This window comes from Fulvivirga kasyanovii, assembly GCF_009711405.1.
Lineage (GTDB): Bacteria > Bacteroidota > Bacteroidia > Cytophagales > Cyclobacteriaceae > Fulvivirga > Fulvivirga kasyanovii.
In genome coordinates, this window is sequence record NZ_SMLW01000554.1 from 1 (window position 1) to 18,660 (window position 18,660).

Sequence of the window (18,660 nt, forward strand, 5' to 3'; positions counted from 1 at the left end):
ACCAGCGAAAGTTTGGTTTGCAAGCACAGATGTAAGGTTAAACACCTAGTATTGCATTTTTTAAAAACTGACTTAAAAGATTGCCAAGCCGGAAAAATCACACGGTAAAGTGACTCATTTCAAGTATCTTGGCACTATTTATATCAATTAATCAACAAAGGTAACTTATGAAAAGAAGAGTTAGAGGGTTCCTGTTAATGGTTATGCTTATTGCAGGCTCGTTTGCAGGCATACAGGCACAGGGAACGGTCCAGGGCGAAGCACAGCTCCCTCCAAGAGAATGGTTTATACTTGATCCCGCTACGGACAACGTACAGGGAGTAAGTGCAGAAAAAGCTTACAACACTATTTTAAAAGGAAAAAAATCTGAAACAGTAACCGTAGCGGTAATAGACTCCGGTGTGGATATTGACCATGAAGACCTGAAGGGCAAGATCTGGGTCAACGAAAAAGAAATTGCCGGCAATGGCATTGACGATGACAAAAACGGATATATAGATGATAAATATGGCTGGAACTTCATAGGTGGCAAAGACGGCAGAAATGTAGAGCAGGACACTTATGAACTTACCAGAATATATGTAAAGCTGAAAGAAAAATACGGCGATACTGAGGCAAAAAAAGTAAAGAAAAAAGATAAAGAGGAGTATGAATACTGGCTCAAGGTGAAAGAAGACTTCGAAAAAACTTATGACGAAGCCCACCAGCAATACAACTTTTACTCCAACCTGAGAGACAACATCGTCAGGTTCCATACCCTGCTCAAGGCATATGTGGGCGTTGAGCAAATATCGCTTGACGACCTGAGAAATATTGATACTCAGGATTCCATAGTACTTACCGCCAGAAATATCATCGGCATGATCTACCAAAATGTGGGTGAAGATGCCGATTTCGACCAGATCACTCAGGAGCTTGACAAGGCTGTGGAGCATTTCGGCAATCAGGTAAACTATGCCTTCAATACAGAGTTTGACCCCAGGGGCATTGTAGGTGACAACTATGACGACCCGTATGAAAAAGGGTATGGCAATAATGACGTGAAAGGGCATGACCCCAGCCACGGCACACACGTAGCAGGTATTATAGCAGCCAACAGAAATAATGAACTGGGTATAAAAGGTATCGCTGACAATGTGAAGATCATGGTGGTAAGGGCGGTGCCTGATGGTGACGAACGCGACAAAGATGTGGCCAACGCTATTATATATGCAGTAGATAATGGGGCACAAATCATCAACATGAGCTTTGGTAAGTCATATTCACCACAAAAAGAAGCTGTGGACAAAGCCGTAAAATATGCTGAAAGCAAAGGCGTATTACTGGTACACGCAGCAGGAAACAGCTCAAAGGATATTGACAAAGGAAAAAACTTCCCGACCAAAACCTATGCAGGTTCAAAAGCAAAAGCCACCAACTGGCTGGAAGTAGGAGCCTCGGCCTGGGGTGAGGGTGAAGATTTCGTGGGTGAGTTTTCCAACTATGGCAAAGAAACTGTTGACGTATTTGCCCCGGGTGTGGATATCTACTCTACCACACCTGACAACAAATACGAGTCTTTTAACGGAACCAGCATGGCAGCACCCAATACAGCAGGTGTGGCAGCACTGTTGATGTCGTACTACCCAGAGCTTACAGCTTTTCAGGTAAAAGATATTATAGCCAAATCATCCAGAAAATTTGACAACCTTAAAGTGACCAAGCCTGGCAAAGAAGAGCTGGTTGACTTTAAAGACCTGTCTATCAGCGGCGGTTTGATCAATGCCTATGAGGCGTTGAAAATGGCTGAGTCCATGACAATGGAGAAGAAAAACTAATAGATATAAAAATTGTCTTGAAGATAAAACCAGCCTAACTTTAGGCTGGTTTTATTCATTTATACATACATATGGAAATATTACGACATGCGCACTCCGGCCTCAGATGGTTTGTGCTTATTGCTTTGATTCTCGCTATAGTTAATGCGGTTGGCAAAACCAACGGCTCCAAACCTTTCACAGACAAAGACAAGAAATATGGGCTGTTTGCCTTGATTTTTACTCATTTGCAATTTGTGCTTGGCCTGGTATTGTATTTCACCAGTCCAAAAGTGGTATTTGCCGCTTCTGCCATGAAGAGTGATGTATTGAGGTTCTTCCTGGTAGAGCATATCGCCATCATGCTGGTTGCCGTTGTGCTGATCACAATCGGTTATAGCAAGTCCAAACGTGCAGAAACGGATGGCAAAAAGTTTAAGTCAATTCTCATTTTTTATTTAATAGGCCTGATACTCATACTTGCAGGTATTCCATGGCCGTTTATGGATTATGGAGCATCATGGTTTTAAATTAGATCAGCGGATCTGGCTTGAGCAGGGCGACATTACCCTGCTCAGGGTAGATGCCATAGTAAATGCCGCTAACAACTCCCTGCTGGGCGGTGGCGGAGTAGACGGTGCCATACATAGGGCTGCAGGCCCTGAACTTCTGGAGTACAACAAAACACTGGGAGGATGCGACACCGGCGATGCTAAAATCAGTCCGGGGTACAAGCTACCTGCAAAATTTGTGATTTCAACCGTGGGGCCGGTATGGAAAGGCGGCAACAAAAATGAGGACGACCTGCTTGCTAGCTGCTACCGCCGGAGCCTGGAAGTTGCTGTCGAAAACAACCTCTCCTCCGTAGCATTTCCCTCTATCAGTACAGGAGTATACGGTTTTCCCTTCGAAAGAGGCTGCAAAATAGCCCTGACCACCATCAATACCTTTCTGGCAGGCAACCACTCCCTTCAAAAGATCATCTTAATTACATTCAGCCATGAAGATTACGCGGCTATGAAAAAAGTGCATGACCAAATGAAAAGTTAAAAAAGTGTAATTTAACTTATTTCCTTACATGGTATAGTCCCCTGATTGTAATTGTGGTCAATATTGCACATTTTACAGCAATCCAGATTTTGAAAAATCCGCTTTTAAGCATCTTCTTCCTGCTTTAGTTAAAGTGGCATTATTTTTTTAAGTACTATGTACATGGGTAGCAATATCATGGTTATTGGTAATTGTTCAGAGGAGGCCGGGGTCTTAAAAGAGCAACTGATTTCGATTGGAGAAAAGGAAGTTATCTTCCTGACCACCGACCAGCTTACCTCATGCCAGTGCCCAAAACAGTCTCTGAAGCTTATTATCTTCATGACAGAGTTGCTGGATACCCAGGCCCTGGAACAATTTAAAACGCTATACGCTGCTTTCCCCAAGAAGCCGATAATCATAATTTCTGCTGATGATACTGAAACCGGCCTAAAAATGGTAAGCCTCGGGGCACAGGACCATTTGGTAAAAGGAGAATATAGCCTGCCCCTGCTAAAAAAATCCATTCACTATGCCATTGAGCGAAGTGCCATGCTCAAGCAAATCGACAAGACCAAAAATGAATACCAGGGCCTTTTTATGGATAACCCCAACCCCATGTGGATCTATGACCCGGATACTTATAAATTCCTGCAGGTAAACAAGGCAGCCGTTGATAACTATGGCTATAGCAAAGAAGAATTCCTAAACATGACCATCAAAGATATCAGGCCTGAGGGAGATGTGTTCAGATTACAAAAAATGGTCAAAAGCCAGAAAGAGGAAGGAGTGATTGATGGTGGTGTATGGCTGCACAGGAAAGCTTCCGGCGATGAGTTTTATGTACATATCTACTCTCACGACACATCATTTAAAGGCAAGAAGACCCGGCTGGTGGTGGCCATTGATGTGGATAAAAGTGTGAAACATGAAAAGAAGAACGAAGAGCTGACACGACAATTGCAAACTTATTCTGACAGGATAAACACCATTCTCAACAGCATCAGGGACAGCTTTTTTGCCGTGGATAAAAACTGGAACTTTATATACGTCAATAAGATGTTTGAGCTGTTGTTTGCCAAAAAAAAGGAGCATCTGCTAGGCAAAAATGTATGGACAGTGTTCCCTAAAGAGTTTGCTACTAAAATAGCGCCCCGGTATGAAAAGGCAATGAAAACAAAAAAGCATTTCAAGTTTGAAGAGTTCTTTGAAGAAATGAATATGTGGTTTTCCGTGTCCGTCTATCCTTCACAAGAAGGTCTATCCGTGTATATTCAGGATATTACTCAATCCAAAATCATGAAAGAGGAAATTTTTAAAGAACGGACCAAACTGAATGCACTTATCAACAATACTGACGACCTGATATGGTCTATTGACAAGCATATGAGGTTGCTTACAGCCAACGATGCACTCAAAGCCATCATGAAACAGTTTAATTCACACGGGGTAAAAGTAGGGGAAAACATACTGGTAGATGGAATAGAAGAATCCATCAAAGCTGATTGGGCTGGATATTACAAAAAAGCCCTGGAGGGTACAGCCCTCAACCTGGAATACGAAGTAACGATACCGGGTAAAGGAAGAAAATACCTTGAAGTCAGTTTTAACCCTATTAAAAACCAGAAATCAGAAGTGTTTGGAGTAGGGTGTTATGCCCGTGACATTACGGAAAGAAAAGTGCACCAGCTCACCATAGAAAAACATAACCGGCTACTGGAGGAAATTGCCTGGAAGCAATCCCACAAAATGCGCGGCCCTGTAGCCAGTATCCTGGGAATTATGTCGATGCTGGACCTGAACGACCTGAACAGCACTTTTAATCAGGAACTACTGAAGCACCTGAAAACTACTACCGATAAGCTCGACCTGATGATAAAGGAAATAGTAAAATCCACAATATCCATAGAAGCCTCTAACAAAGGCGAATAAATAAACCTTTGAAGCTGTTAATGGTTATAAATTCACGCCAACCGGGTGAGCGTTGGAAGCTTGAAAATCATTAAATTAGGGGTATGAAGTATGCTATTGTTATTTTATGTATAGTTATTTCCACCTGCATACACGCGCAGGTAGAGCATAACTTTGAAATGGAACCGTCAAATACCAACTGCCATGAGCTACCGGAAAAGTTTAACTCTCCCTCTCAGGCTATTGACGCTGTTGAGAAATCGACTTTCAGGTTTACGCAATCTATAAAAATCTCACGCTACCATAGTCCGAAAGCAGCCTTTTACTACTCCTGCGATGGAAAAACCGGCTATATGATCGTAACCCTTAAGGATGATAGCCGAGATATTTATAAGAACATTCCGCAGGAGGTTTGGGACCAGTTTTCCAACACCAACGACCCTATAGGGTACTACGCATCCAATATTGAGAAGAAATATGAAAGTATTCAATAGGTTCACCGCTTTGGCCCTGATAAGCATAGGTGCTATAAGTTGCCAGCCAAATGGCTCAGCAGATGAGCAGGTGCTAATAGATACCGACCTCGCCTTTGCCGATATGGCAGAGCAACAAGGGGTTGGTGCTGCATTTATAGCCTATGCCGACAGCAACGCCATCATCATGCAAAATGGGAGGTTCCCGTTGAAGGGTATTTCGGAAATCACAACAGTATATGCTAATACACCCACTGATCTTTCACTTGTCTGGCAACCCGAAAAAGCTGAAATATCAGGCTCAGGCGATCTGGGTTATACCTTTGGGCAATACACTTTCAGCAATCAAAACACTACAGAGAAGGGACATTATGTAACGATTTGGAAAAAGGACAAGCAGGACAATGGAAGTATGTATTAGATACGGGGACTCAAAACCCAGAAGAAGAAGACAAGGCACTGTAACCAAAGCATGTTGCGTTTTTGTAGAAAAAACTACTTGATTTGTAGTCATACATCACGTTTCTGACAGGTTAAGTTGGCTGTTCCGTGCTTTATAGACAGTGGTATAGTACTTGAAATCCGCTTATTAAAACGGGAAGAATATGATCACAAAAACTTTTAACAGTCTACGAGTACCTGCTCTAGGGCTTGGCACCTGGAGGCTCAACGGTTCTGCATGCAGAAAAATAGTTTTACAGGCACTCGACATAGGCTACAGGCATATCGATACGGCTGATGCTTATGGCAACGAGCAGGATATAGGAGATGCCATAGCACAGTCGGGCATACCCCGTGATGATATCTTTCTAACTACTAAACTACCCTGGGAAAAACTGCGGGGCGATGAAGTGATCTCCTCCGTAAGGGAAAGCCTGAAAAAACTTCAAACACGGTATGTAAATCTGCTGCTGATACACTGGCCTTCTACCCAGGGAGTGCCGGTTGAAGAAACCCTGGAGGCCATGCAGGTATTAAAGGCTGACGGCAAAATAAGAGCTATCGGTGTGAGCAATTTTACACCTGCACTTTTGCAGGAAGCCATGCAGCATGCCAACATACTTTGCAATCAGGTAGAATATCACCCGTTTTTATCACAAACCCGCCTTCTGGAGCTTGCTACAGAAAATGACCTGATGATAACCGCCTATTGCCCCATAGCCCGCGGTAAGGTATCAGACCATGAAGTGATCAAAGAAATAGCCCGAAACCATGGCAAAGCCCCTACACAGGTGGCTTTGAGGTGGCTTGTACAGCAGGAGAATGTTGTAGCTATTCCCAAAACTGCCAACCCCGATCATTTGAAAAGCAATTTTGATATTTTTGACTTTGAACTGTCGGAGGACGAAATGAACCGGATCTCCGGTCTGGGTGAAGGGCGCAGGCTGATCGATCCGGAATTCGCTCCGCAATGGGAAAACTAACTCGCCTCTGTCCCTATATCAGGGAACAGTACAAGCCCATCCAGTAATATAAAAAGATAAGCAGGGGATTTTTCCCCTTTCTTTATTTACAGTAATTATTTCTTTAATTCAATTACTAGTTTTGTTTATAAGCGGGCTGCCCCATAGGCTTGGCTATTCTGCCTGAAAAATTACACAATCACATTTGCACCTCAGCGGAAGGATCGGCCTATAGGGACAACCCCATTTTATAAACCATTAATCCCTAAACCAACCAATTATTATGAAAAAGAAGAAGATGAAACTTGATGAGCTTAAAGTAAAAAGCTTTATCACCGAGGAGTTTAACGAAAACGCAGCAACCGTAAAAGGAGGAGGCATAGTAATCAATCCATCCTACATCGATGGTTGTCGGTCTGCACTTATTCAATGCGATCCACAAACCTTGCTGACCTGCGGGACTACTACCATTGGAAATTCCAAGATATGCTCCTGGAATGATGGCTGTGGCAGTGCCCTGGGTTGTACAACTACTACCATCGATACCGGTACAGTTGGCGGAACCATAGGCGGCGGCACCGGCTATTAAAACAAGGAGAGGCTGTCCCAAAGGGTAATGTATTCAGGTATCTGGTACTTACAGCGAAAATTCCCGCATATAAAGACCAGAAGCCGTTCAAAATACCTTTGAGACGGCCTCTTATAAAATATTTTGTTATTACTGTTTAGAATTATTCCAAATAAATAAATGTATCATATATTTGCAGCATTATTTAGACAAATTCTAAACACTGCAAATCACTGTATCCATATCGCTGTCTGATATTCCCTACCTGGGCAAAGCAGGGCTGGTTTCTCTCATTGAGGAGCAACCCGATTTTTCCCTTTTGGACAATGGGCAGGATGGTACCACACCTCATGTAAGTATAGTAGACTTAAGCACCTACCTGAGCAAACCTGACAAACCCACAGGCAGAACTGTACCTAAAGATTCTATTTTGATCCTGGCGAGGGATTATACGAAGCAAGACATAGACTATATCATAAAATCGGGCATAAAGGGGTGCATCTCCTATGAGTGCGAGCGTGACGAGGTGGTGAATGCCATACAAAACCTGGCTCGTGGCCAGCGCTTTTTTTGTTCTTCCATTCTCAATGTCATCCTTGAGCAACCCTCACCCGCCCTGGAACCCTTAAGCCCACGGGAAGTAGAGATCATGCACCTGATCATTGATGGCAACAGTAGCAGTAAGATCGCTGAAAAGCTCAACCTCAGCATCCATACCATCAACTCGCACCGTAAAAACATCCTGCAGAAGCTTAACCTGAAATCACCCACGCAACTGATCATTTACGCCATCGAAAATGGCATTATATCTGGCAAATAATACCTATTACTAGTGATCTGTTAACTAGTGGTCAGGTAGGAAATTTCACTAACCGTAGGTATTGTGCTTCTAGTCAGGCCTGCTCTATCTTTGCATTATTTAGAATTAATCTAAATAAAATCGATGCGGGCACCTTTTATAATCTTACTGGCAATCAACTGCTTAATGCAATCTCCGCTGTGTGCACAGCTAAAAATTCATGTACTGGATGGAGGTACCTCCTTGCCTGTTGAAGGCGCTACCGTAGTCATCTCCACTGCTAACGCCCCGGCTACATCATCGTCAATGTACATCAGCGATAGTAACGGTACAGTTTCTATTCATGAAACAGCCGGAGCCTCTTATATTATAGCCGTTAACCATGTCAATTATAAAGCCTATGCCGACACCCTTCATCTTGATAACAGCCTGACCATAAACTTGCAACCCGCTGTACTACACCTCGATGAATTGGTGGTCACCGGGCAATATGAGCCCCAGAGTGTAAGAAATACCGTGTACAAAGTAAAAACCATCGGCAGGGACCGCATAGAAAAACAAGGAGCTACCAACCTGCAGCATGTGCTCAACAATGAACTAAACATCAGGTTTAGCCGCGATAATGCCACAGGCACTTCGGGTATGTCATTGCAGGGCATTTCAGGACAAAATGTAAAAGTGCTGCTGGATGGCATTCCGCTTACCGGCAGGTCTGGTACTGCCAATGAAATTGACATCAGCCAGATCAATATCAATACGATAGAAAAAATTGAAATCGTGGAAGGCCCCATGTCGGTTAGCTACGGAGCAGATGCCTTGGCGGGGGTCATTAATATAATTACTAAAAAGCATACGGAGCACAAACTGACTGCAAACCTTCTACTGCACGAAGAAACCGTGGGCAATGAGTATAGCTTATTTTCAGAAGGCATCCACGCTCCCTCCATTGATCTGGGTTATAATATCAACACTGCATGGTACACTCAATTATATGCCCGTGTAAACAGGTTTGGCGGCTGGACGGGTAACGGTACCGACAGGGATAAAAACTGGTACCCAAAAACCCAGTATTTTACCGGTGGACTTGCCCGCTTTACCCTGAAAGACTTTGATATTTTCTATAAAGTAGATTATCTCAACGAAGTGCTTGAAAACCTCGGCCCGGTCAACGATAACAATCCGTTAAAAGATCCATTTGCCATAGATGAAGAGTATGAGAGCAATCGCTGGGTGCATCAGGTCCAGACTGAAGTGGCTCTGGGAAAGGGGACTTTCAACAGTGCCCTCTCCTATGCCGATTATGAGCGCAGCACTTACCAGTTCACTAAAAACCTGGTAACGGAGGGTGAGGAAATGACATCAGAAGACGAGCAGGATGAAATCTACTATAAAACGTTTTTCACCAGAAACACCTGGAACAACGGCTTGAAATGGCGCTGGGGAACCTCTCAGCTTGGCATGGACATGAACTACGAGCTGGCTGGTGGCACCACGCTAAACGAAGGGAAGAAAACTTTAAAAGACCTGGGCCTGTTTGCCTCTGCAGAACTTACCGTAGGTAAAACCTTAAAAATCAGACCCGGGGTCAGATATGCCTTCAACAGTGTGTATGATGCCCCGGTAACGCCCTCTTTAAACCTCAGATATGGCATTTCCTCAAACACAACTGTTCGCCTGGGTTATGGCCGGGGTTTTCGGGCGCCATCCCTGAGGGAGCTGTACCACGAATTTATAGATGCAAACCACAACATCCTGGGCAATGAGGACCTCGAAGCTGAACACTCCAACAATTTCAACATAGACCTCAACCACACACTGACTTCCGGCAAAAGCTTCTTAAACCTGAGCTTGTCAGCTTTTTTCAACGATATCGATAACCGCATCACGTACTTTACCCCTACCGGCGCAAACCAACCAACTACCTATACCAACATAGCCCGGTATAAAACCCTCGGTCTCCAATGGCAGGGGCAATGGAAAATGAAAAACCTTTCACTAAACCTTGGCTATAACCACACGGGGCGGTACCAGAGCCTGAGTGAGGTAAGTGAGGCTGATGTGCCGGAATTTCTGTATTCGCCTGAGGCCAATGCCAACGTGCAATACGACTTCAGGGAAGCCGGCATTACCTTATCCTGCTTTTACAAATACACCGGCAGGCGTGAAAGCTATACTCTGGTGACACAAGATGACGGCACTACCGAGCCGGAGCTGCTTAAAATGGACAGTTTTCAGTGGCTCGACTTCACCATTAACAAAACTTTCGGCCAGGGTCTAACGGCAACCACCGGAGTGCGCAATGCCCTGGATATTACTTCCGTCAGCAACAACTATCCGGCCGATGCACATAACTCCTCTGCCAGCGGACAAAGCCCTGTTTCCTACGGCAGGTCATACTTTATACAGTTGAATTACACCATAAAAACAAATGATAAATAAAATGAATATGATAAAACTCAGACTGAATAAGTTACTTTTCATGGGCATAACAGCCCTTCTGTTTGCCGCATGCAGCGACGACGACGAATCCTCCTCTACCCCGGTGGCGATTAATTTTACCAATACCGAAGCCAGCATAAGCTCTGCCAACACCAGTAGTGAGGTTAGCCTGACCTTTTCACGCCCGGCAAGTAGCGACGGCACACTTGCACTGGTACTTACGGAAGGTGGCAGCCTGACTTACGGAAGTGAGAATGACTACTATACCACCCCGGAAATGAGCGACGGGGTGCTGGAGTTGCCTTTTAGTGCCGGTGACGAGCGCGTTACATTCAGCGTTTCGGCAGGTGCCTCATTAAATATCGAGCAGGACATCACAATAACTTTTGAGCTACGTGCCCCTACAGATGCCTTAATTGAGGTTGGCAGCAACAGTACCTTATCCGTTACTTTTTCGGAAAACTTTGTGGCTACAGGCGGTACCATAGAGTTGAATGGCGGCGGAGAGGAATTTCCCAACCAGGCCTTTATAGACCTGGGCAAACTCACTCAGAGTACGGTAGACAAGTACACCTGGGACCTGGGCTTTTACACTAAAGCCGGAGAGTTTTATGTAATACTCAATAGCAGCGCTACAGTAATGGCCCGCCCACTGGACAAAAATGACCTGACGGCTGTCACTGCTGAGGATACGCTGGGCTTCGGTGCTGAAATGAGGGTACCACAGTATGATCCGTCTGTTGGAGCTGCGAGCTGGATAGATGCTACTGATGGGGACCTTGCAAATACTGCGATAGGTGAAGTATCTTCTCAAGACTCTGACAATAAAGTATTCATCATCAAACGAGATGGTGATCAGCGCAACTGGAAAAAGATCAGGGTTCTGAGAAACGGTGATAACTACACCCTGCAATATGCTGATATCACTTCGACAGATTTTAGTACTATAGAAGTTGCAAAGGATGATAATTACAATTTCTCTTTTATAGACCTGGATAATGGAGCTGCTTCTGTAGAACCTGTAAAAACGCAATGGGATATCATGTACGGATATTACTCAGTACGCTATTCTACCGGCGGCCCCGCCATACCTTACGGTTTTAAGGATTACATTATCATCAACCGTAATGGTGTATCAGTAGCCATGGTTATGAACAATGAAACGTCTTTCGAAGAGTTTTCAACCAGCCATGTGGCCGGATTGGAATTCAATACTGCCATCAATGCCATGGGTTCTGAATGGCGCGATGGAGGTGGCCCCGGCAGTGCCCCCTCATTGTTTGAGGACAGATATTTTGTAATCGCCGATACAGAGGGTAACGTTTTCAAGCTGAAATTCAACAGGCTGGCCAGCACTACCGGTGAAAGAGGTTACCCTGAGTTTACTTTCGAACTTGTTAAGTAAATAGCATGGATTATTTCAAAATATTGATCATAGCCATAAGACTGGCATTGGGTGGCTTATTTATATACGGAGGCCTGGCAAAGTTCCAGGCTAAACCGCCTGAGCCTAAGAAACAGGAAATTGTGCAACAAAGTGATGCAGACAAAACTTCTGTCTCTACCAAAAAGGAAATTGCTCCGGAAGTGAATAAGATCAGGTCATTTATTGGCGGGCTAAAGCAATCCGGCTATTTCTGGGCATTTCTGGGTATCTGCGAAATTGCATGTGGGTTATTGCTGCTCAGCCAGTATTTTTCCCTACTGGGTGCAGTAATGCTCGTGCCGCTAACGTTAAACATATTCTTGTTCCATATATTTCTTACCCCTGATGATGTTGGGGAGAACCTGATGACAGCATTATACCTTATTGCCAATTTGACCTTGATCTTCTACGACTATCCAAGGTTAAAAGCAGCATTTTTTAATCATTCGCCTATTAAACTAACTACACAATCATGAAAAAGCTATTTATACTAGGCATGGTATTGATCTCAGCAAATACCTATGCACAGAAAAAGAAAAAGCAGCAGGACATAGAGGCCATCAAATCGATGTGCGGCTGCTACGAGGTGACTTTCAACTTTGCAGAAACTTTTGCTTCTGATAAAGATTACGAGTTTCACAATAACTACAGAACAGGAGGCCTTGAGTGGGTTACTGCTGCAGAAGAAAGCAATGACAAAATCGTGCTTCAGCACCTGTTGATTGTGGGCGATACCATGATCATCAAACACTGGAGACAGGACTGGCTCTATGAAAACACAGAATTGTACGCTTACTACAAAGACAAAACGTGGAAGCCGGTAACCCTGCCCAAAGAACAGGTAAAAGGGCAATGGACGCAGAAGGTTTACCAGGTAGATGATGAGCCCCGCTATGAAGGTTCCGCTACCTGGATCCATGCCGATGGCAGGCATTACTGGGAAAACACCACTGATGCCCCACTGCCAAGGAGGGAGCATACCAAACGCAGCGATTATAATGTGATGAAAAGAAGAAACAGACATGAACTAACTACCGAAGGCTGGGTGCATGAGCAGGATAATGACAAAGTGATCAGGGAAGGTGGTAAAGATGTGGTGCTTGCACAGGAAAAAGGCCTGAACACTTACAAAAAGGTTGATGACAGCCAGTGCCTGGTGGCTAAGCAATGGTGGGACAAGAACGCACAATACTGGGCCGATGTAAGAGCGGTATGGGATGAGCTATTCAACACCAGAAAAGAACTATCCTTTAAATCGAAAGTAGATGATAAATTATTGTTTCAGCACCTGTTCGCACTTGGCGATGAGCTGAGTGGCGACGAATACAACTCTGAAAAAGCCAGGCAGCTTATCCGTAAGGCTATACAGCCCTATCTGATCAGCGATATCGAGCTGGCAAGCAAATAAGTGTATAGTGTAGTTTCCCGGGCCGGAATGGAGCATGGTTCTCTTTCCGGCCTTTTTTATTCAAGGGCTTTCCTCAATAAACCCCGGCTCCCTTTAACCAAATAACCTGTCCGGTTGTTGGTTATGTATTCTAACCATCAACATTCGGCCATATGAAAGGAGCAAATAACACCAGATTTTATAACCGCCGCACTTTTATCCGCCATAGCGCACTGTTTGGCACCGTGGGATTACTAACACCAGGCTTACTGGCTTCGGCATGCGGCAACAAAACAGGAAGGGACATGGATCAAAGCTATAAAGAGGGCAAAAAGCTGGGCATTGCCCTCGTCGGACTGGGCAGGTATAGCTCAGGTCAACTGGCTCCGGCACTACAGGAAACACAATACTGCTACCTGTCGGGAATAGTGACAGGCTCCCCTGAAAAAGAGCCTAAATGGATGAAGAAGTACAACATCCCTAAGAAGAATGTCTACAACTACGACAACTTCGACAGCATAGCGGAAAACCCGGATATTGACATCATTTATATTGTATTGCCCAACGGCATGCATGCTGAATACACCATAAGGGCGGCAAAAGCAGGCAAACATGTAATTTGCGAGAAGCCTATGGCTACCTCAGTCGCAGACGCAGAAGCCATGATCAGGGCCTGTGCAGAAAATAACGTCATGCTCTCCCTCGGCTACAGGCTACACTTCGAGCCTCACCACCTGCGCGTAATGCAGCTCGGCCAGAAGAAGGTTTTCGGCCCTGTAGAATCCATCAAGGGCATTGACAACATGGTAATAAATAACTGGGAATGGCGGCTGGACAAAGAGCTGGCTGGTGGTGGACCGCTGATGGACCTGGGCATCTACACCATACAGGGAGCCTGTTATACTATGGGCGAATGGCCGGTAGAAGTAGTAGAGGCCAACTATGGAAAGGTGACCAAGCCTGAACTTTTTAAAGAAGTGGAGCAGTCGATTACGTTTACCCTGAAGTTCCCGAACGGCACGCAGTCAACCCATACTACCAGCTATGCTGACCAGGGCAATTTACTGGAAGCGTCGGCCCGGGACGGCTGGTGGAAGCTTTCGCCCGCCTACAGCTATAGCGGCATCAACGGGGAAACGAGCGAAGGGCCTATGGATATCCAAAATGTAAACCAGCAGGCCCGGCAAATGGACTATTTTGCCCAATGTGTGATGGATAACAAGCCGATACTGGTACCCGGTGATATGGGATTAAGAGATGTCAAAATCATGATGGCTGTTTATGAAGCCGCCGATTCCGGAAAAAGTGTAAAGCTGGACCTCAGCGGACTGGATATACCTAAATATGATATTCATGCCAGGCACAATGAAGCACTGGAAACATCTATGAAATAAAAACTAACAGGATAAATCATCAGATCAGCACGAATTGCTGCTTTTAAGCGCATATTTTAATTAGGTTCAATTAACCTTTTTTTGCGCTTATGTAATTTTTTCTTGCGAATAAATCACTTTGATACCAGTAAAAACGATAGCATTGGCGCATAAGTCCCTCAAAAGGCTATTAATGACACAAATTAAAATGTAAGGATATCTGCGTTATCTTGGCTTATTCGCTATGAACCCGGAAAAATGCAAAAGACTTTACATGCATTCAAGGAACTTAGCGTTCGTTTTTATACGCATGAAACGTCAAAATTGACATTTCTGGTTTTTTTTAAATATCTTCAACTCGTCAAATAAGTAAGAAATGTACAATTAACGTTAAGCTTGATTATTTAAGGGTTTACGTTTGAGTTCTGACAATATTTGATCTGGGTTTTTGCCTGGATCGCGTGGTTAAATAAGCACCATGAAAGCCCTCAGTGACCGGAAAGATAGTCCAACCATTCATTCCGGTCCATTGAGGCACCACTATCCGGATCATGCGGAACTTCTGATGCGAGAACTACATTTTTACGTTTTGCTCTGACAAGAAGTCTGTTAATGGTAGTTGGCAAAGCAGGGTAAAATAGCAATTGGTGGCAGGTTAATAATTTCCAGTTGTACTCCGCTTACTGCACAGGTTTAGGCTTGATCCCTTTACACAGGTAATACATGATGTATCGCTCAACCTAAGAGCTCATTTTCTATCATAACTAGTGTAAATCTTACATGCGGCTATTTGCCATTCCTTCAACTTGTGAGTGACTGTCTGTTTGTTCCATTGCAACTGGTTCAGGGTTTTCCCTGATAAAATGATCAGAACAAGCCCCGAGAGGATTGCCTGGGATACCCTTATACAATACGTTCTTTATCTGCAATATGCCCATAAGCCTTTCTCATGTAGTATAGACCGTTAAATAGGTTATTCAAATGCCTCAGAAGATTGTTACTTTGTAGTTTGAATTGAAATGTACTTTGGTATATCTTCCGTCACTATTATGCAAAAAGTATTGGCGGGAATTAATGAGCCTGAAAAGTTTATTTTAAACAGATCTCAATGGCCACCCGATTTTTTAAACTTAATGATTTGCCCATCAGGGTAAAGATCGTCTTGGGACAGGTGCTACTTATAGCCATTGTCTCCATATTTATATATTCGTATTACCCTGCCCAGCAAAAGAAGATTGCAGTCAAGGCTGCCCACTCCAAGATTGAGAGTATATCTAATCTTTTTTCGATTGGTGTAGGTATTGGTATGGGAGAAATGGATCTCGTGGCGGTATCGGAAGCCATGGAGTGGACTAAACACGACAGCTCAGTGTTTTACATTTCGGCAATAGATACAGAGGGACTGGAGATCACTTCGTACAACCCTGACCAAAGAACATTGCCGGAAGATCTTGCACAAGCTCCGTATAACATGCCTATTGAAAACGAGGAGCATCTTTTATATCAAAAATCGCACATCACTTACCTGGGTCACAACCTGGGTACGCTGATCATCGGATATTCACTGCAGGGCGTTTATGCCAACATCAACAAGCTGCGGGTAACAACACTTTATTTCTGCATCGCGCTTTTCACTGCCGGTGTTATACTGGCGATCATTATCGGAAGTATTATCACCGGAAATATTCGTAAGCTGGACTATGCCATAGATTCTATTTCAAGCGGAATGAAAAATACCCGTGTACACGTGAAGAGCAATGATGAAATAGGTAAAGTTGGCGAAGCCTTCAACCAGATGCTTGATATTTTGGAGGAATCACAAAGCGAATTGGTAGCACACTCAGAGCTGCTTAAGAAACAAAACCGGGAACTTAATCAATTCTCTTATGTGGTCTCGCATGACCTTAAAGCCCCGCTCAGAGCCATATTTAAACTGTCAGAGTGGATCGAAGAAGACCTGGGGCATGACATTCCCGAAGATGTCAAAGCTAACCTGCACACATTAAGAGGCCGTGTTTTTCGTTTAGAAGCACTAATTAACGGCCTTTTGGAATATTCAAAAATTGGCCGAAAGGATGTATCACTGGAAAATGTAGACACCTGCAAGCTGGTCAATGACATTGTCGACCTGCATCAGCCTCCGTCCAGGATCAAAATAAACATTCAACCTGACTTACCGGTCTTCCAAACCAAGAAAATATTGCTACAGCAAGTATTCAGCAACCTGATTGGCAATGCTATAAAATATAACAATAAACCCGAAGGTGTTATTAATATAAGTGTAAACGGTAATAACGATTACTATAGGTTTATCATTGAAGACAACGGTATGGGTATAAGTCCGGCATATCACGAAAAGATATTTACTATTTTTCAAACCCTGGAGGCCCGGGACCAGGTAGAAGGAACAGGGATCGGATTGTCGATCGTAAAGAAGAGTGTGGAAGAAGTAGGCGGCCTTGTTACGGTAGAATCTGAGGAAGAAAAAGGCTCCAAATTCATATTTACCTGGCCTAAAGTAATAAAAACCGGATTGAATTAATGTTCACAATATCAAATTAGGACACATGGAAAATTTAATAAATGTACTGTTGGTTGAGGATGATGAAGTAGATATCATGAATGTTAAAAGATCGTTCAAAAAAAACTGTATCAACAATCCTTTATATGTCGCCAAAAACGGCCTGGAAGCTCTGAATATGCTTTCCGCCAAAGATCCGGACAATTATGTGCCGGCACCAAGAATAGTGCTGCTGGACATCAACATGCCGAAAATGGGGGGCATAGAATTTTTAACAGAACTGCGGAAAGACCCGGTACTGAAGCCTACAACCGTCTTTGTAATGACCACGTCAAACGAAGACAGCGACAAAATAGCAGCATATAACCTCAATGTAGCAGGATATATTCTTAAGCCGTTGTCTTTTGATGGTTTCGTTAATGCTGTCTCAATACTCAACCACTATTGGCAACTATGTGAACTGCCCGAAACAACAAAAATAGAAAGCCAAAGATAGACAACCTATGTCAGGGTGCTTTAAATATATGATTGTAACAGCGTTATTGCTGGCCATGCAGGCCCCACTAAAGGCCCAGGAAAGCTCCTATAGCGACCTTCAGGCAATCTATATTTACAATTTCGCCAAATACACCTCCTGGCCGCAGGAGTTTAATACTTTTACCATTGCCGTGTATGACGATGCTGCCATGCACAAAGTGATCAGTCAAAAGCTTGTGGATAAAACCATCAAGGGGAAACCTATTGAAGTGAAACTCATCTACTCAGTAACAAAAGAAGACTTTTTCCATCTCATCTATCTCAACCGCCACCATTCGAAAAGCCTGGCTGAGGTCATTCAAAACTGCCAACAACAAAACACCCTCATCGTAACAGAAAACGATCAAATCAAAAAAGGAGCTATGATCAGCTTTGTGGTCATTGGCAACAAGCTACGCTTCAAAGTTAACCAGGAAGCCCTGGAAGACAAAGACCTTATTGCGAGTCAGGGATTGTTGAGTTTGGCGATGAATTAAGCCTTACGATATCACCTCTAAAACCTATCAAAATATCTTTATTGCAAGTATTACTCGAATTATATTGTAGCTCCTTTAATTTATTGGTCCATTTTTATAAAATCATTTTATCGAATGTCTACTGCTAAATTTAAAGACTGATGAGACTATCAATTTTATTAATATTTATCTTTTTTGGATGCCAACAGTCTAAAAGTGAATTATCAGGTAAAATTATATACGTTAAGTATAGGCTTCATCCATGCTACCAAGCTATTGTAATAATTTTCCCAGTGACTGGGCATCAGAATCAATTGATACATTGACTATCGAGAATAATAAAGATTTAGAGGAAATACTCAGAAAAATCAGAAAACTAAAGGTTGCTACAGATAGTTTGCAATTATTGGATATTGATGTGGAAAAAAAGTTAATTATTTATCATCGCGATACGATACAAATTGTATGCATGGGACAATTTAATGGTCTAATAGTAAATGATCGTGTTATGCAAAATGATACCTTATTCATTAAGTTTATAAA

At 43.5% G+C, this 18,660-nt stretch carries 18 protein-coding genes; all 18 read left to right on the forward strand.

Features of this window, described 5'->3' with window-relative positions:
• Positions 1–167 precede the first annotated feature (167 nt).
• A complete protein-coding gene (locus E1163_RS13500) occupies positions 168–1,817 on the forward strand; it encodes a S8 family peptidase (RefSeq protein WP_155172640.1) in 1,650 nt (549 codons plus the stop codon).
• Between the two features lie 71 nt (positions 1,818–1,888).
• Positions 1,889–2,326, forward strand: a complete 438-nt coding sequence (locus E1163_RS13505; protein ID WP_155172642.1) for a cytochrome B — start codon at positions 1,889–1,891, stop codon at positions 2,324–2,326.
• Entirely contained in the window at positions 2,307–2,846 is a 540-nt protein-coding gene (locus E1163_RS13510) for an O-acetyl-ADP-ribose deacetylase (protein ID WP_155172644.1), read from the forward strand. The genes E1163_RS13505 and E1163_RS13510 overlap by 20 nt, the downstream gene beginning before the upstream one ends.
• Before the next feature lie 162 nt (positions 2,847–3,008).
• Complete coding sequence (locus E1163_RS13515) at positions 3,009–4,757, forward strand: PAS domain S-box protein (protein WP_185156080.1); 1,749 nt, start codon at positions 3,009–3,011, stop codon at positions 4,755–4,757.
• A gap of 83 nt (positions 4,758–4,840) precedes the next feature.
• Positions 4,841–5,230, forward strand: a complete 390-nt coding sequence (locus E1163_RS13520) for a KTSC domain-containing protein (RefSeq protein WP_155172649.1) — start codon at positions 4,841–4,843, stop codon at positions 5,228–5,230.
• Positions 5,214–5,630 (forward strand): hypothetical protein, encoded by a 417-nt coding sequence (locus E1163_RS13525; protein ID WP_155172651.1) that lies wholly within the window; start codon positions 5,214–5,216, stop codon positions 5,628–5,630. Before E1163_RS13520 ends, E1163_RS13525 begins: the two co-directional genes overlap by 17 nt.
• A 184-nt stretch (positions 5,631–5,814) precedes the next feature.
• Complete coding sequence (locus E1163_RS13530; RefSeq protein ID WP_155172653.1) at positions 5,815–6,633, forward strand: aldo/keto reductase; 819 nt, start codon at positions 5,815–5,817, stop codon at positions 6,631–6,633.
• A gap of 262 nt (positions 6,634–6,895) precedes the next feature.
• Positions 6,896–7,201 carry a pinensin family lanthipeptide gene (locus E1163_RS13535; protein WP_155172655.1) on the forward strand — a complete coding sequence of 102 codons (306 nt, stop codon included), beginning with the start codon at positions 6,896–6,898 and terminating at the stop codon, positions 7,199–7,201.
• Positions 7,202–7,499: 298 nt separating this feature from the next.
• Positions 7,500–8,000: a response regulator transcription factor gene (locus E1163_RS13540; RefSeq protein ID WP_155172658.1), complete on the forward strand. Its 501-nt coding sequence runs from the start codon at positions 7,500–7,502 to the stop codon at positions 7,998–8,000.
• A gap of 165 nt (positions 8,001–8,165) precedes the next feature.
• Positions 8,166–10,418: a TonB-dependent receptor gene (locus E1163_RS13545; protein ID WP_185156081.1), complete on the forward strand. Its 2,253-nt coding sequence runs from the start codon at positions 8,166–8,168 to the stop codon at positions 10,416–10,418.
• Between the two features lie 7 nt (positions 10,419–10,425).
• On the forward strand, positions 10,426–11,823 hold the full coding sequence (locus E1163_RS13550) for an HmuY family protein (RefSeq protein ID WP_185156082.1): 1,398 nt from the start codon (positions 10,426–10,428) through the stop codon (positions 11,821–11,823).
• Between the two features lie 5 nt (positions 11,824–11,828).
• The gene (locus tag E1163_RS13555) at positions 11,829–12,320 is read left to right on the forward strand and encodes a DoxX family protein (RefSeq protein ID WP_155172663.1); all 492 of its coding nucleotides are present in this window, start codon (positions 11,829–11,831) and stop codon (positions 12,318–12,320) included.
• Positions 12,317–13,252 carry a DUF6607 family protein gene (locus E1163_RS13560; RefSeq protein WP_155172665.1) on the forward strand — a complete coding sequence of 312 codons (936 nt, stop codon included), beginning with the start codon at positions 12,317–12,319 and terminating at the stop codon, positions 13,250–13,252. Before E1163_RS13555 ends, E1163_RS13560 begins: the two co-directional genes overlap by 4 nt.
• Positions 13,253–13,404: 152 nt before the next feature.
• On the forward strand, positions 13,405–14,625 hold the full coding sequence (locus E1163_RS13565; protein WP_155172667.1) for a Gfo/Idh/MocA family protein: 1,221 nt from the start codon (positions 13,405–13,407) through the stop codon (positions 14,623–14,625).
• 1,087 nt (positions 14,626–15,712) lie between these two features.
• On the forward strand, positions 15,713–17,146 hold the full coding sequence (locus E1163_RS13570) for an ATP-binding protein (protein ID WP_155172669.1): 1,434 nt from the start codon (positions 15,713–15,715) through the stop codon (positions 17,144–17,146).
• A gap of 25 nt (positions 17,147–17,171) precedes the next feature.
• Positions 17,172–17,621 carry a response regulator gene (locus E1163_RS13575; RefSeq protein ID WP_155172671.1) on the forward strand — a complete coding sequence of 150 codons (450 nt, stop codon included), beginning with the start codon at positions 17,172–17,174 and terminating at the stop codon, positions 17,619–17,621.
• A gap of 28 nt (positions 17,622–17,649) precedes the next feature.
• Positions 17,650–18,138: a YfiR family protein gene (locus E1163_RS13580; RefSeq protein WP_185156083.1), complete on the forward strand. Its 489-nt coding sequence runs from the start codon at positions 17,650–17,652 to the stop codon at positions 18,136–18,138.
• Between the two features lie 241 nt (positions 18,139–18,379).
• The coding region (locus E1163_RS31015) for a hypothetical protein (protein ID WP_221417998.1) at positions 18,380–18,660 on the forward strand (281 nt) is incomplete at its 3' end.

What these genes read in the sequence shown, in the direction of transcription:
- E1163_RS13500 (WP_155172640.1), top strand. Translation starts at nt 168, where the DNA reads ATGAAAAGAAGAGTTAGAGGGTTCCTGTTAATGGTTATGCTTATTGCA.
- E1163_RS13505 (WP_155172642.1), top strand. Translation starts at nt 1,889, where the DNA reads ATGGAAATATTACGACATGCGCACTCCGGCCTCAGATGGTTTGTGCTT.
- E1163_RS13510 (WP_155172644.1), top strand. Translation starts at nt 2,307, where the DNA reads ATGGAGCATCATGGTTTTAAATTAGATCAGCGGATCTGGCTTGAGCAG.
- E1163_RS13515 (WP_185156080.1), top strand. Translation starts at nt 3,009, where the DNA reads ATGGGTAGCAATATCATGGTTATTGGTAATTGTTCAGAGGAGGCCGGG.
- E1163_RS13520 (WP_155172649.1), top strand. Translation starts at nt 4,841, where the DNA reads ATGAAGTATGCTATTGTTATTTTATGTATAGTTATTTCCACCTGCATA.
- E1163_RS13525 (WP_155172651.1), top strand. Translation starts at nt 5,214, where the DNA reads ATGAAAGTATTCAATAGGTTCACCGCTTTGGCCCTGATAAGCATAGGT.
- E1163_RS13530 (WP_155172653.1), top strand. Translation starts at nt 5,815, where the DNA reads ATGATCACAAAAACTTTTAACAGTCTACGAGTACCTGCTCTAGGGCTT.
- E1163_RS13535 (WP_155172655.1), top strand. Translation starts at nt 6,896, where the DNA reads ATGAAAAAGAAGAAGATGAAACTTGATGAGCTTAAAGTAAAAAGCTTT.
- E1163_RS13545 (WP_185156081.1), top strand. Translation starts at nt 8,166, where the DNA reads ATGCAATCTCCGCTGTGTGCACAGCTAAAAATTCATGTACTGGATGGA.
- E1163_RS13550 (WP_185156082.1), top strand. Translation starts at nt 10,426, where the DNA reads ATGATAAAACTCAGACTGAATAAGTTACTTTTCATGGGCATAACAGCC.
- E1163_RS13555 (WP_155172663.1), top strand. Translation starts at nt 11,829, where the DNA reads ATGGATTATTTCAAAATATTGATCATAGCCATAAGACTGGCATTGGGT.
- E1163_RS13560 (WP_155172665.1), top strand. Translation starts at nt 12,317, where the DNA reads ATGAAAAAGCTATTTATACTAGGCATGGTATTGATCTCAGCAAATACC.
- E1163_RS13565 (WP_155172667.1), top strand. Translation starts at nt 13,405, where the DNA reads ATGAAAGGAGCAAATAACACCAGATTTTATAACCGCCGCACTTTTATC.
- E1163_RS13570 (WP_155172669.1), top strand. Translation starts at nt 15,713, where the DNA reads ATGGCCACCCGATTTTTTAAACTTAATGATTTGCCCATCAGGGTAAAG.
- E1163_RS13575 (WP_155172671.1), top strand. Translation starts at nt 17,172, where the DNA reads ATGGAAAATTTAATAAATGTACTGTTGGTTGAGGATGATGAAGTAGAT.
- E1163_RS13580 (WP_185156083.1), top strand. Translation starts at nt 17,650, where the DNA reads ATGATTGTAACAGCGTTATTGCTGGCCATGCAGGCCCCACTAAAGGCC.